Here is a 13316-nt window from a genome sequence, read left to right as displayed (position 1 = left end):
CCAGGCCGTTCTGCGCCGCGTGCGGATGCGTCTTACGGTGGGAAATGTGGCCGGTCACGAGCCCCGCACGCAGCCGCAGTCCCGGCCGGTGCCGCGGCTCGGGCCGTTGCTCGCCCTCGCCCTCCTGATCGGATTGCTTGGGATGCACGGTCTCGGCACCGCCTCTTCGCTGCCGACAACGGGCGTGACGGTGCATGTGTCCCACCACGCGACGGCCGCCGACCCGCTGTATCTCTGCGGCGGCAACGAGCACCAGGTCCCGGTCCGCGACGCCGATCACGCGGACCAGATGTGCGCATCCGCGGCCCTGCCCGGTGCTCCCAGCGTCGCCACGCCGGATACCGCGCCCCTCACCGGCATGCCGAGCGGCCATGTCCGAGCCCAGCCCGCTCCGTCGCTCGCACTCGCCCACGAACCCGCCGGAGGGCGGGCACCGCCCTTGCTCGCCGACCTCCAGGTCCTGCGGACGTAGGGACTCCTCCCGTGGCACACGCCCGAGCGCGTCAGCCACGGAGAGCCAGCCCCTCCCTCATCCGAACCACTGGAGCTCAGCGACATGAACACGAACCGATCCCTGCCGCGCAGGGCTGCCCTGGCGGCCACCGCGGTCGCCGCCGGCCTGGTCCTTGCCGCGTGCGGCAGCGACAACACCACGAACACGGCCGGCGCCGCTCCGGCCACCACGACCGCCCCGGCGCCGCCAGAAGCCGACCGGCACAACCAGGCGGACGTCACCTTCGCGCAGGGGATGATCCCCCACCACCGCCAGGCCGTCCTGATGTCCGACATGGCTGCCGCCCACGGCACATCCCCCGACGTCAAGGCACTCGCAGAAGAAATCAAGAAGGCACAGGCCCCGGAGATCGAGACCATGTCCGGCTGGCTCAATGCGTGGGGCGAGAAGGTCCCCACCGGCGTCAGCATGGACGGCATGGGGCACGGCGACGGCTCCGGCATGCCCGGGATGATGGACGACCAGGACATGGACCGGCTGGGCAACGCCAGGGGCAACGCCTTCGACACGATGTTCCTGACCATGATGATCGAGCACCACGAAGGCGCCATCGCCATGGCCAAGACGGAGAAGCAGCAGGGCTCCTCCGGCCCCGCCAAGGCCCTGGCCGACGACATCATCACCTCCCAAACCGCCGAGATCACCCACATGCGCACCATGCTCAGGACAGGCTGACAGCGGCAGGGCGGCGCCCTCGCCGCCCTGCCCCAACAGAGCTCGGATCCGTCCCGGAAACGCGCCCCTCCAGCGTGGGCCGAATCTTGCTCAAGGCCAGCTGTGCACGATCCCCGACAAGGAGCCTCCGCCAACTTGAAGTCGCAGGTCAAAGGGCTGGTGCGACCGGTCCCTGGAGTGCTCACGCTGGTCGGGGGCAGCTGTCTGAGGAGTAGATCATCTGACGGAGGGCGGTTCGCTGATTCCTACTCGCTGCGGCCGGGTGGCCTTCAACGATCCGGTACATGGATCCCGAGCTGCTGGAACGGACCACCGCGCGGCGGGCGGAGCGGGACGAACTCGAAGAACAGCTGACCGAGCAGCTGGCGGAGGTGCGGGCTGAGCGGGATGAACTCGCCGTCGCCGAACGTGTCCTTGAGCGGATGAGCGAACAGCTCGCCGGCGAACGCGCCTCGGCCGCGCCGACGCCCGGGCGGGTGGGCGGGTGGGCGGGTGGGCGGACGAGCGGTGATGCTGATCCCGCACGCACGCCGAATGTGGAGGAGACCATGCCCCCGCCGGACTACCAGCGCATTCTTGCCGCCGTGCGGCAGGCGGCCGGACCGGTGATGGCCCGGCAGGTCGGCGACGCGCTGGGAATCGACGTCACGCGTTCCAGCATCTGGTCGAACGTCATGGCGGGGCGGCCCGGTTCGGTCGAGGCTGGTCGTACACGGCTGTGGTTGCCTTTCTCTGCGAAGGGTCCGGCCCTGCGGCCGGTGGACGGATGGGATGGAGGGTCAGGTGGGCTGGGGGTGGCCGAAGAGGAGGTCGTAGCCGTGCGGGAGCTGGAGCAGGACCTCGCGGGTCAGCACGTCACCCGCCGCGGCGGCCGCGGTGGACAGGACGGCGCCGATGTCCCACAGGGCCGTCCTCTCTGTGGCGCCCTCGATCCAGGCCGCGGTCGCACGGACGAACCGCTCCGGCGAGAGCGGCTCCGCCGCCTGCAACGGGTTCAGGAGGATCAGGGCGTACGTCTCGGGCAGCCGGGCGGCGAGCTCGGCCCGCACGGTGCCCACCAGGTGTGCGCCGAGCAGGGCCAGGACGACGCGGGCCACACGGTCGGCGTCCTGCAAGGTCTCGTACTCACCTCGTTCCTGGACGTGGGCCAGGAACGCCTCCCTGCGCATCGACATCACATCACCTCCGGAAAGGGGTGAAGGGGGTCTGAAGAGGGGTGCGGAGGGCGGGGTGCCGGAGGGGGAATCGGCTCTCCCCCGCCCTCCGCCGCCGGCTGGTACGGGGGGTCAGCCGGAGATCTGCTTGCGGCCGCTCTCGCCGCCGATGCTGATCTTGCGGGGCTTGGCGCGCTCGGCGATCGGGATCCGCACGGTCAGGACACCCGCGTCGTAGTCGGCCTCGATGCGCTCGGTGTCGAGGGTGTCGGCCAGCATGATCTGGCGGGAGAAGACACCCAGGGGCCGCTCGGAGAGCTCCATCTGCACGGTGTCGCCCTTGGCGGCCGGCCGGCGTTCCGCCTTGACCGTCAGCATGTTCCGCTCGACGTCGATGTCGATCGCCTCGGGGCTCACCCCCGGAAGGTCGAAGGCGATCACGTACACGTCGCCTTCGCGGTAGGCATCCATCGGCATGACCGACGGCTTGGACCAGGTCCCGGACGTACCCGACAGCTGCTGGACAATCCTGTCCATCTCGCGGAACGGGTCGGTGCGCATCAACATCGCGAAACACCTCCAGTTGGTTCAGGCAGAAACTGCCAATGCGCTTCAACGTGCTCCCGTTGTAACATGTCATCGAAACGATGACAAGCACGTGGTCATCTGGAGGATGACGAGACGACGGAGAGTCCCATGAGCGAACCCGCCCCGCAGGCCACACCTGTTCCCTTCCCTGCCGCAGCGGCAGCACTGGAGGCCATCAACCAGTCCGTAAAGGAAGCGCAGCAGCCCTCCGCGCAAACGCCTGCGACCCCAGCGGCACCCGCGGCCGGCTCCGGCCCGCACCCGGCCCTGGCCGCACTGCTGACGCTGCGCGAGGTCCGCGAACAGCTCGCCGGCTGGGAGAGCGCCCTGATCGAAACGGCCCGCACCCAGGGCGCCAGCTGGGCCGAGCTCGCCGGCCCCCTCGGAGTCGCCAGCCGCCAGGCAGCCGAACGCCGCTACCTCCGCCTGCGCCCCGGCACCCCAGGCTCCACCGGCGAAGAACGCGTCCAGGCCACCCGCGACACCCGCGCCGCCGACCGCACCGTCACCGCCTGGGCCCGCGACAACGCAGCCGACCTCCGACGCCTCGCCGCACAGATCACCGCCCTCACCGGCCTCCCCGCCAGCGCCGCAGACGCGATCGGCACCCTGAACCAGGCCCTCGGCCACGACGACGCCGCCCGCCTCGTGCGCCCCCTGACCGACACCCGCAACCACCTACGACCCCAGGACGCCGAACTCGCCGCAAGCATCGATGCCCTGACCCAGCACACCGAACAACTCCGCCAGACCACCCACGGCCAGCGCAACACCTGAGCGACACCCACCCAAAGCACCGCCAGTCGGCGCGAAGCGCGGCCTCCCGAGGTATTCAGACTGCCCTGGATCCTCGGCTGCAACTTCACCCAACGGTGACGCGACCGACCAGGACGACCAGCGGTTTTAGCGGCCACTATGCCCGGCGCCGAGACGGACACGTACGGCGCCGCGGACCTGGCACGCAACCGCGCGGGCCTGAACAAGGTGATCACGCAGTGGTCGGACATGCCCATGGTCGCCGGCTCTGCAGTCACCAACCCGGTCCGGGGCTACGACCTGCTGTGCATGCTCGGGCGCGCAGGAGTCCAACTTCCCTGGGGCGGCGTTCGCGAAGTACGGAAAGATTGCGCAGACCGAGTCTGCCGCAGGTGGTCGCTCCCGCCGTTGATACCTACCGCCGCCAGACGAACCGACATCTCACCGTACAGAAGTACCCTCACTAGCTCGCGAGGGGACGTGCGCCACGGCAAGCGCGGCACTATCCACCAGGCGTACCGCGAAGGAATGGAGGACCAGCTCGGCAAGAGCGGTCTGGTCGGCCGACGCCATCGCGCTCTGGACGACGAAGCACATCGACGCTGCCGTCGCCCAGCTCCAGGCCGAGGACAGGAATCAGGAGCTGTTGTCACGTGGGCACAAGATCCGCCACGGATCCGCGCAGACGCTTCAGCCGCCGTCAAGGTCGCAGGTGGACCACGGCCTCGAACTCGAGCGGCAGGCCCAGCTCGGTTTCGCGCGTGAAGACTCCCTGTAACCACGTTCCTCTACCCTCCACTTCAGCCACGCCTGAAGGTGCTTCGGTCTGACAGCCCCCATAGCGGTGCCGCCAAAGTACGGCTCCACGTGGAGACGCATGCTCGTCTCGTACTGATACCGCGTCGTTTGCAGGATCCCCCGACGCGATGAACTCGCGTTACACGGCCACGAGAGGTGCAACACCGGCGGTGTCGGGTGACCCGGTGCTGCCGGGCAGGCCGAGAACCGTCAGGACCGTTCGACCCTGATCGTTTGCAGCCGGTCCAGGGCCGCCACCGTTGCGGCGGCCCTGGATCGTCCTCCGGCGTCTCAAAGGAGCCAGCGCTTGCCGCGGACGAGGGGCAGGCTCTGCCAGAGTCTGCCCAGGCCCCAGGTGCGGCCCGCTCCGATCGCCGCGAGCGTCACCAGGACCGCCGCGTACAGGACGTGATAGTCCACCAACGGGTTCGTGGACAAGCTGAGGCTGCCGTCCGAGAGGTGCCTGGCAGGGGGCCACTCGGCGGCCCACATGAGCGCCATCATCGTGGTGCCCGCAGCAGCCGCGACGCGTAGGGCGACCCCGCTCGCCAAGGCGATACCGATGCCGAGCAGTCCCAGCATGAAGGTCCCGTCGGCCCAGGCCGCCCCGGCCCAGGAGTGGAACGTCTCCTCCAGCGGCCCGGCAGAGACGTGGCTCAGGAAGCCCTTGGTCGGAGACCCGCCATCGATCCATCCCTTGCCCGCCAGGGTCGCGTATCCCCAGCCGAACGTCTTGTCGCCGAAAGCCCAGAGGAACGTGAACGCGGTCAGCAGCCGGGTCGCTGCCGCGACCCGCGCGACGGTCAGAGACGTGGTGAGTTCGTCAGCCGCGATACCGGACGTCTTGGCCGAGGTGGCCTTGCGCCACCCGGCGAAGCGCATTCCCAGCTGACGGTGCTGGTGCTGGTGCTGGTGGAGAGCCATGTCGTAGGAACCTTTCCTCATGGGCAGGCCCTGTGCGTGCCCATGGCCAATGTCCCCACGCGGAGGGGGCGGGGCCATGGGGGCGAAGGGCCTGCGCCACGCAGCCAATGGTCCCTGAGGGCCGCGTGGTTCACCGCCGATCTCGGAGGCGGGGTCGAAATGCGGGGGCCGGAAGAATCGCTCTGGCCGCTGTGAGGGCCCTGTTGGCCGAGAGAGGGGCCGACAGGCCCCTGGGAGGCCGGTGCACCGTTCGCAACAGTGGGGTCCGCACGGGGCAAGGAGTCTCGTGGACGACGGAAAAGGGAGGTGAGTGCCATGGCCGGTCTCCTTGCCATCGGCGCCATCACGTCGATCGGTCTCGGCGCCATCCTCACGTTCGCTGTGGACTGGCAATGGCGCAGCGCCGACCGGCCGCTCGTCGGACTGATCATGATGGCCGTCGGCCTCATCGCTCTCTCTGCCGCCATGAGCCTGGACCGTCAGGGCAGCGGTACCGGAAGGCCGACTGGCCTGCCCCGGTGAGGACCGGCTGCCGACACGCGACGCATCGCAAGGCGGGCACGTGTACGTCCTCCCGGATACGGGATCTCCAGCAGTACGCAGGGACCAACGGACCTGGCGACCAGGCCCCTCGGCTCCTGTGGGCCGTGCTGGCAGGTGAGTTGACTGGACGGAGTGGCGGGGAGGCACCTCGCCCTTCGAAGGGCTTGGCCATGACGAACGAAACCCATAGCTCCCACGCCTATCTGGTCGGCGGAGGAATCGCCTCGCTGGCCGCGGCGGTCTTCCTTGTACGGGACGCGGGAATGCCCGGCGGGAACATCCGCATCCTCGAGGAACTGCCTCAGGCCGGCGGCGCACTCGACGGCAGTGGCGCACCGGACACCGGCTACGTCGCCCGGGGTGGCCGGATGCTGGAGGACGAAGCCTACGTCTGCCTGTGGAACCTTCTGCAGACGATCCCCACGCTCGGCGACGACAGCGTGTCGGTCCTGCAGGAGACCGAGGAGTTCAACGCCCGCTGGCTCACCCACGCCAACGCCCGACTGATCGACGCGTCCGGCAACATCCTCGAGGCCTCCGAGCTGGGCTTCACCACTGCCGACCGGGTGGAGATGGCCCGGCTCCTCACACTGCCCGAGTCCGTCATCGGGGCACGCCGGATCGAGGACTTCTTCTCCGAGCACTTCTTCAGCACCAACTTCTGGGCGATGTGGCGCACCACCTTCGCCTTCCAGAACTGGCACAGCGCCATCGAGCTCAAGCGCTACTTCCTGCGCTTCCTCCAGGAACTCCCCCGTATCCACACCCTCGCCGGGGTACGGCGCACCCGGCTGAACCAGTACGACTCGATCGTTCGACCGGTACAGGCGTGGCTGGAGCGGCAGGGGGTCCGTATCGAGCGCGGAATCCGGGTCACCGATGTGGAGTTCGCCGTCGGCGGGGCGGGCGAGCGCCGGGCCGAGCGCATCCTCTTCGAGCGGGACGGCACAGCGGGGTCGTACAGACTCGGGCCGCGGGACTACGCGTTCATCACCATCGGCTCCATGACCGCGGACGCCCGCTACGGAGGCGACGACACCGTCCCCGAGCTGGTCCGCGACAAGCGCGACGGCGCCTGGAACCTGTGGGAGACGCTGGCCCGCAAGGCCCCCGACTTCGGTCGGCCCGGAGCCTTCAACGGCAACGTCGACGAAGCCAAGTGGGAGTCGTTCACCTTGACGATGCGCAGCCCGGCGCTGCTCAAGCGGATCGAGGAGTTCTCCGGCAATGCCCCCGGCACCGGGGCGCTGATGACGTTCAAGGACTCCCGGTGGTTGATGTCGGTGGTCGTGCCCCACCAGCCGCACTTCGCCGGCCAGCCCGAGGACGTCTTCACCCTTTGGGGGTACGGACTGTTCGTGGACGAGCCGGGCGAGTTGACCGGCAAGAAGATGTCGGAGGCCACGGGACAGGAGATCCTCATCGAACTGCTCGGGCACCTCGGCTTCGACGACATCGCCGACGAGGTGTGCGCCACCACTGCCGTCACGACGGTGATGATGCCTTACATCACCAGCCAGTTCGAGCGCCGTGACTTCCACGACCGGCCGTTGGTGGTCCCCTCCGGGTCGGCCAACTTCGCCTTCCTCGGCCAGTTCACCGAGATCCCCGAAGACGTCGTCTTCACCGTCGAGTACTCCGTCCGCGGGGCTATGCACGCGGTGTACGAACTGCTGGGCGTCGACCAGGAGGTTCCGGCCGTCTACCACGCGCTGTCCGACCCGTTGACGGCGCTGCGGGCCCTCAAGGCCGTCTTCGCCTGAGCTGTGGCTCGCCTCTCCCGACAGCACGGCTCGCCGTTTCAGCCCGGCGGTCCTTCCGTGTTCCACCCCGTGCCAGCCTCGCCACCCGATCTCGGGGTCCGCCGGTCCCGGGCGATCACCGTCGGGCTCGACGGATCTCGCGAGAGCCTGGCCTCCGTCGCCTGGGCGGCGGGCGAAGCGCGCCGACGCGGTCTCGCCCTTCGCCTCCTGCACGTGTGGAGCCTGGAACCGGACGTCCATTCACCGCTCGTCGGCTCTCGCACCCGGCAGGAGGGGTACGACGATGTTCTGGACCACGCCTTCTCCCGGGCCCACCGGCTCGGTGTACCCCTGCGAGTCGTACACACCCCGCATACCCAGCGCGGGCTCGGCAGCGATGCGGCGCTGACCGCTTCGGCCATGGCGCCCGGAGCTGCAGACGCAAGGACCGCACGAGACCTGACGCAGGTGATCGAGCAGTGGCGGCATGCGTACCCCGGCCTGCGCGTCACCAGGAAGATCCGCCCCGGCCACCCCGCGCGAAGGTTGGTGGAGGCCCCGAAGTCCGTGTCGAAGTGGACTGCTCCGTGGGACAACCCGCGAACCGGCTCGTCGAAGCCTCGGCAGACGCCTCACTGGTCGACGTCGGCCGGCGGATACGCCGCTCCGCCATCGGAACCCGTCTCGGCCCGGTCGTCCACGCTGTCCTGCACCACGCCACAGTCCCGGTCGCGTTCGTGCCGCACCCTTGAAGCGATCACGTGTGCCGGGTTGCCCTGACCGTCCGCGGCTGACCACAGATCTCGGAGCAACCCATGCGCGCCGAGCCCGGCCGGGTGATGGCCACCGGCCGGGCTCGGCGTGTGCCTGCCGCTACTGCGTTCCGCCTGTGCCCCGTTCTTCACGGCGGACGTCCTCCTCGCCCCACCGTTCCGCCTCTGAAGGGCACTGGCCGGTCGTGGCACTTCGGCTCTCGGCGGCAGGGGGCAGATCTTGTTGAGGGGCTGTGGCGAGGACGAGGCGAAGCCCCAGCCCGCGCTGCTCGGCCTCGGCTGCCGCCCGAGCCAAGCTCGCGTACCAGTTCTCCGCCGGGTCGATGCGGACGAGAATCTCGCCGGCTTCGGTGGTGGCCGTCTCGGTGGTCGTCATGACGCCTCGCTCCTGTGCTCGTCGGCGTGCCGCGGGATCAGCTCGACGGGGCAGTGCGCATGGTGCAGCAGGCTGTGCGTCACGCGCCCCAGGGTGCGCCCGAGGTAGCCGGGCGAGCGGCGCCCACCCATGACCAGCAGATCGGCGTGGCGGGAGGCCTCCACCAGCACCCCGGCGACGGACACACTCCTCTCCGCGTCCGCCTGGACCGTCAGCGAGGGGCACTCGGCCCGGATCTGCTCGGCTACGGCCTTCACGCTCTGCCCGTGGTGGCCGGCGACCCCGTTCTGACCATCGGCTGCTCCCGTCGCGGAGACGACGGACTGCAGGACGCCCTGTACGTACAGCAGCCGCAGCGAGGCCTTGCGCAGCTCTGCTTCGCGCGCGGCGTGACGGACGCAATCGAGATCGCGCTCGTCGCGCACGGCGGCCAGCACGACACCGTGCGCGGCCTCGTCCTCGCTCCCCCGCACGACGACCACGGGTGTACGAGCGTCCGCCGCGACCTTGAGGCCGACCGAGCCCAGGGTCAAGGGGCTGAATCCGCCCGGCCCCCGGTTGCCCACGACGAGGGTGCCGCGGTCGCTCGCGGCCCGGCGCAGGCTCATCGCAGGCCCGCTACGGCTGAACTCCGTCGTGACCGAGAGCGCGGGATGCCGGGCCCGGACGGCCTCGGCCGTAACGTCCAGCAGTTCACGCCCTGCGACACGGACCCTCTCCATGTCCTCGTCCGAAAGCTCGAGGACCCGGCCGTCGACATCGGACCCGTACACGATGTGGAGGGGGCGACGGCGCCGCGCAGCCTCGTCCGACGCCCAGAGCGCCGCCCACCGGGCAGGCTCGGACCCATCGACACCGACGATGACCGATCCGAGGTCCGGACCTCTGCTGTTGCTTTCCATAGCTCCTCCTGGCCGACCGCTCTTGGGGACAGCTCCACGCTGACACCCCAGCGCCGGACAGAAGAGGGGCCCTAGGTACCTCGTAGGGGCCGAAGGTCCCCGCCCAGGTTTCTCGGTCAGCCCATTGGGAGGCGGTCTCGGTTGTCCAGGATCGAGGGTCGTCACCGCGCATGCGTTCGGCAACACGGGCGCGGCCTCGATCCCCATGGCACTCCACGTGGCACGGGAGCAAGGCCGCCTCCACCCGGAGAGCACCGTTCTGCACGCCGCTGTCGGCGCCGGAATGTGCTGGGCCGGAACCGTACAACGCTGGTTGTGACGCGTCCCAAGGCGGAACAGGAGCCCGTCCGCGGACAGGCCGACGCTGTCTCGTGTGACGCGCATTCGGCTGGTTCACCGTGCCCGCAAGCCGTGTGACCGGAACTGGTCGCGAACGCGCTCGACCAGTGCGGCGTCCGGAACCGGATTGTCGCGGAGCGGGAAGGGAATGCCGAGCGAGTCGTACTTATGGGTACCGAGTTTGTGGAAAGGCAGGACGTCGACGCGGTCGACGTTGTCCAGTTCCGCGAGGAAGCGGCCCAGACCATCGATGGCAGCCGGATCGTCGGTCCAGCCGGGAACCAGGACGTAGCGGATCCAGGTCGGGACGCCGCGGCGGTTCAGCCGGGTGGCGAAGTTGAGGGTGGGTGCAAGGTGGCCGCCGGTCAGGCGCATGTAGACGCCGGCGTCGAAGGACTTGATGTCGAGCAGGACCAGGTCGGTATCGGCCAGGAGCGCGTCGTCGGCGCGGGTGCCGAGGGCGCCGGAGGTGTCCAGTGCGGTGTGCAGGCCGAGCTCCTTGCAGCGTCGGAACACCTCGGCGGTGAAGGCGGACTGGAGCAGAGGCTCGCCTCCGGTCAGCGTCACGCCTCCACCGGCCAGGGTGGTGAACTGCCTGTACCGCTCAATGCGCCCCACCACTTCGTCCACGGTGACCGGCTGCCCGTCGCGCATGTGCCAGGTGTCGGGGTTGGCGCAGTACAGGCAGCGCAGCTGACAGCCACTGAGGAAGAGAACGAACCGGGTGCCGGGCCCGTCCACGCCGGTGGACAGGTCCCAGGAGTGGATGCGGCCCGTGGTCATCGCGCACCGTGGAAGGTGCGGTTGATGACGTCGAGTTGCTGTTCGCGCGTGAGGCGGACGAAGTTGACGGCGTAGCCGGAGACGCGGATGGTCAGGTCGGGGTAGTTGTCCGGGTGTTCCATGGCGTCCTCGAGGGTGGCTCGGTCGAGGACGTTGACGTTCATGTGGAAACCGCCTGCGGCGGTGTAGGCGTCGAGGATCCCGACGAGGTGTTCCGCACGTTCGGCCGGATCGTGCCCCAGGCCCTCCGGTGTGATGGTGGACGTCAGGGAGATGCCGTCGCGGGCCTGGTCATACGGGATCTTCGCGACCGACAGCGCCGATGCCGCCATCCCGTGTCGGTCACGTCCGTTCATCGGGTTTGCGCCCGGGGCGAAGGGTGTACCCGCACGGCGGCCGTCGGGGGTGTTGCCGGTGTGCTTGCCGTAGACGACGTTGGAGGTGATGGTGAGCACCGACTGCGTGTGCTCGGCACCCCGGTAGGCCGGGTGGCGGCGCACCTTGGCCATGAAGGAGCGGACCAGGTCGACCGCGATGCGGTCGACGCGGTCGTCGTCGTTGCCGTAGGTCGGGTAGTCGCCTGCGACGTGGTAGTCGACGGCGAGCCCGGTGGCATCCCGAATGACTCTGACACGGGCGTGCTTGATGGCCGAGAGGCTGTCGGCCGCCACGGACAGCCCAGCGATGCCACAGGCCATCGTCCGATGCACCGGGTGGTCGTGCAGGGCCATCTCGATGCGCTCGTAGGCGTACTTGTCGTGCATGTAGTGGATCACGTTGAGCGCGTTGACGTAGGTCGCGGCGAGCCAGTCCAGCGTGCGGTCGTACGCGTCGGCCACATCGGCGTAGTCGAGCTGCTCGCCGGTCAGCGGGGCCGTCGCCGGGGCGACCTGCTCGCCGTTCATCTCATCGCGGCCGCCGTTGATGGCGTACAGCAGCGCCTTGGCCAGATTCACACGGGCACCGAAGAATTGCATCTGCTTGCCCACCGCCATCGCGGAGACGCAGCAGGCGATCGCGGTGTCGTCGCCGGTGCGGGGGCGAAGGAGGTCGTCGGACTCGTACTGGATGGAGCTGGTGTCGATGGATGTCCGGGCGCAGAACTGCTTGAAGCCCGCCGGCAGCCGGGGGGACCACAGCACGGTCAGGTTGGGCTCGGGGGCGGGGCCGAGGTTGTACAGGGTCTGGAGAAGGCGGAAGGACGTGCGGGTGACCAGGGAGCGGCCGTCCTCTCCGATGCCGCCGATGGACTCGGTGACCCAGGTGGGGTCGCCGGAGAACAGCGCGTCGTACTCCGGTGTGCGCAGGAACCGCACGATCCGCAGCTTGATCACGAAGTCGTCGATGAGTTCCTGGGCGCGGCTCTCGTCGATTGTCCCTTCGTCGAGGTCACGCTGAAGGTAGACGTCCAGGAAGGTGGAGGTGCGGCCCAGGGACATCGCCGCGCCGTTCTGCTCCTTCACGGCGGCGAGGAAGCCGAAGTAGAGCCATTGGATGGCCTCGTGCGCGGTGGCTGCGGGACGGGACACGTCGCAGCCGTAGGAGACGGCCATCCGTTCCAGCTCGCCCAGTGCCCTGATCTGCTCGGCCAGTTCCTCGCGGTCGCGGATCACGTCGGCCGTGGACGGTGTCTCGTCGAGCCGGGTCCGCTCGGCTCGCTTGGCCTCGATCAGCCGGGCGGTTCCGTACAGCGCGACGCGGCGGTAGTCGCCGATGATGCGGCCTCGCCCGTAGGCGTCTGGCAGGCCGGTGATGATGCCGGCCCTGCGGGCGCCCAGCATTTCGGGGGTGTAGGCGTCGAAGACACCGTCGTTGTGGGTCTTGCGGTACGTGCCGAAGACCTTGGTGACGAACGGATCCGGTTCGAAGCCGTACGCGCGCAGCGCGTTGTCCACCATCCGCAGCCCGCCGTTGGGCATGATCGCCCGCTTCAGCGGAGCATCGGTCTGCAATCCGACGATCAGTTCCAGGTCGCGGTCGATGTAGCCGGGCGCGTGGGAGGTGATGGTGGACGGCATGGCGGTGTCCACGTCGAGCACCCCCTTGCGGCGCTCCTCCGGGAAGAGCGCGGTGACGGTCTTCCACACGGTGCGGGTGCGCTCCGTGGGACCGGCGAGGAATGCCGCATCGCCCTCGTAGGGCGTGTAGTTGGCCTGGATGAAGGAACGGACATCGATGTGTCGCTGCCACTCCTCGCCGGTGAAACCACGCCACGACCGGGTGACGAGGGGGCCGGGGTCGGCAGAGTGCTGGACGGTCACGGTCATGTCGTCATCTCCTGGGCCGGGACGGAGGCGAGGTGGGCGATCGCCCTTTCTCCCTGCTGATGGTTCCCGCCGGCTGTGTCGCCGGCCAGGGTCGAAGAGGCAAGGCGGATCCCGCTGACCGGCCCCGGTGAGCGGGGCGGGAGGGCCTGTGGTCCCGTCGGGGCGAGGGACCATGGGCCCTC

General features: G+C 69.2%; 15 protein-coding genes and 2 pseudogenes. 9 read left to right on the top strand and 8 right to left on the bottom strand.

Annotated elements, in window-relative coordinates; genetic code table 11:
* Positions 1-46 precede the first annotated feature (46 nt).
* A complete protein-coding gene (locus Sspor_RS38545) occupies positions 47-472 on the top strand; it encodes a DUF6153 family protein (protein ID WP_202203269.1) in 426 nt (141 codons plus the stop codon).
* A gap of 84 nt (positions 473-556) precedes the next feature.
* A complete protein-coding gene (locus tag Sspor_RS38540; RefSeq protein ID WP_202203268.1) occupies positions 557-1189 on the top strand; it encodes a DUF305 domain-containing protein in 633 nt (210 codons plus the stop codon).
* A gap of 779 nt (positions 1190-1968) precedes the next feature.
* Here Sspor_RS38540 and Sspor_RS38535 read toward each other — a convergent pair.
* Both Sspor_RS38535 and Sspor_RS38530 read right to left on the bottom strand, forming a co-directional pair.
* The gene (locus Sspor_RS38535; RefSeq protein ID WP_202203267.1) at positions 1969-2364 is read right to left on the bottom strand and encodes a DUF2267 domain-containing protein; all 396 of its coding nucleotides are present in this window, start codon (positions 2362-2364) and stop codon (positions 1969-1971) included.
* A 111-nt stretch (positions 2365-2475) separates the two neighbouring features.
* On the bottom strand, positions 2476-2910 hold the full coding sequence (locus tag Sspor_RS38530) for an Hsp20/alpha crystallin family protein (RefSeq protein WP_202203266.1): 435 nt from the start codon (positions 2908-2910) through the stop codon (positions 2476-2478).
* A 129-nt stretch (positions 2911-3039) separates the two neighbouring features.
* Between Sspor_RS38530 and Sspor_RS38525 the strand changes: the two genes are divergently transcribed.
* Complete coding sequence (locus tag Sspor_RS38525) at positions 3040-3708, top strand: HSP18 transcriptional regulator (RefSeq protein ID WP_202203265.1); 669 nt, start codon at positions 3040-3042, stop codon at positions 3706-3708.
* Between the two features lie 106 nt (positions 3709-3814).
* Positions 3815-4384, top strand: a pseudogene (locus Sspor_RS41660) (Tn3 family transposase); the annotation flags it as partial.
* Here the strand turns inward: Sspor_RS41660 and Sspor_RS41655 are convergent.
* Positions 4378-4650 carry a tyrosine-type recombinase/integrase gene (locus Sspor_RS41655; protein ID WP_353963703.1) on the bottom strand — a complete coding sequence of 91 codons (273 nt, stop codon included), beginning with the start codon at positions 4648-4650 and terminating at the stop codon, positions 4378-4380. The pseudogene Sspor_RS41660 and the gene Sspor_RS41655 sit on opposite strands and share 7 nt — an antisense overlap.
* A 126-nt stretch (positions 4651-4776) precedes the next feature.
* Positions 4777-5409 (bottom strand): hypothetical protein, encoded by a 633-nt coding sequence (locus Sspor_RS38515; RefSeq protein ID WP_202203263.1) that lies wholly within the window; start codon positions 5407-5409, stop codon positions 4777-4779.
* A gap of 315 nt (positions 5410-5724) precedes the next feature.
* Here Sspor_RS38515 and Sspor_RS38510 point away from each other — a divergent pair, with 315 nt between their 5' ends.
* The 4 genes and pseudogenes from Sspor_RS38510 to Sspor_RS41375 all read left to right on the top strand — a co-directional run bounded on the left by Sspor_RS38510 (position 5725) and on the right by Sspor_RS41375 (position 8446).
* Entirely contained in the window at positions 5725-5931 is a 207-nt protein-coding gene (locus tag Sspor_RS38510) for a hypothetical protein (RefSeq protein ID WP_202203262.1), read from the top strand.
* A 191-nt stretch (positions 5932-6122) separates the two neighbouring features.
* Positions 6123-7715, top strand: coding sequence for an oleate hydratase (locus Sspor_RS38505; protein ID WP_202203261.1), 1593 nt, complete (start codon positions 6123-6125; stop codon positions 7713-7715).
* A 3-nt stretch (positions 7716-7718) separates the two neighbouring features.
* Positions 7719-7910 (top strand): annotated as a pseudogene (locus tag Sspor_RS41380) (hypothetical protein); the annotation flags it as partial.
* A gap of 20 nt (positions 7911-7930) precedes the next feature.
* Complete coding sequence (locus tag Sspor_RS41375; RefSeq protein ID WP_308445578.1) at positions 7931-8446, top strand: universal stress protein; 516 nt, start codon at positions 7931-7933, stop codon at positions 8444-8446.
* A gap of 121 nt (positions 8447-8567) precedes the next feature.
* Here the strand turns inward: Sspor_RS41375 and Sspor_RS38495 are convergent, their stop codons facing one another.
* Both Sspor_RS38495 and Sspor_RS38490 read right to left on the bottom strand, forming a co-directional pair.
* The gene (locus tag Sspor_RS38495) at positions 8568-8843 is read right to left on the bottom strand and encodes a hypothetical protein (RefSeq protein ID WP_202203260.1); all 276 of its coding nucleotides are present in this window, start codon (positions 8841-8843) and stop codon (positions 8568-8570) included.
* Positions 8840-9745 (bottom strand): universal stress protein, encoded by a 906-nt coding sequence (locus tag Sspor_RS38490; RefSeq protein WP_202203259.1) that lies wholly within the window; start codon positions 9743-9745, stop codon positions 8840-8842. Before Sspor_RS38490 ends, Sspor_RS38495 begins: the two co-directional genes overlap by 4 nt.
* A gap of 124 nt (positions 9746-9869) precedes the next feature.
* On the opposite strand from Sspor_RS38490, the gene Sspor_RS41225 reads away from it, so the two are divergent.
* On the top strand, positions 9870-10064 hold the full coding sequence (locus Sspor_RS41225) for a 3-oxoacyl-[acyl-carrier-protein] synthase III C-terminal domain-containing protein (RefSeq protein ID WP_202203258.1): 195 nt from the start codon (positions 9870-9872) through the stop codon (positions 10062-10064).
* A 74-nt stretch (positions 10065-10138) separates the two neighbouring features.
* On the opposite strand, the gene pflA is transcribed toward Sspor_RS41225, so the two are convergent.
* Both pflA and pflB read right to left on the bottom strand, forming a co-directional pair.
* The gene (pflA, locus tag Sspor_RS38480; protein WP_202203257.1) at positions 10139-10867 is read right to left on the bottom strand and encodes a pyruvate formate-lyase-activating protein; all 729 of its coding nucleotides are present in this window, start codon (positions 10865-10867) and stop codon (positions 10139-10141) included.
* The gene (gene pflB / locus Sspor_RS38475; protein ID WP_202203256.1) at positions 10864-13134 is read right to left on the bottom strand and encodes a formate C-acetyltransferase; all 2271 of its coding nucleotides are present in this window, start codon (positions 13132-13134) and stop codon (positions 10864-10866) included. Before pflB ends, pflA begins: the two co-directional genes overlap by 4 nt.
* Positions 13135-13316 lie beyond the last annotated feature (182 nt).

It is taken from the genome of Streptomyces spororaveus, assembly GCF_016755875.1.
Lineage (GTDB): Bacteria > Actinomycetota > Actinomycetes > Streptomycetales > Streptomycetaceae > Streptomyces > Streptomyces spororaveus.
Note: the sequence above shows the minus strand (reverse complement) of the source record. Positions and strands in the feature narration are given on the sequence as shown.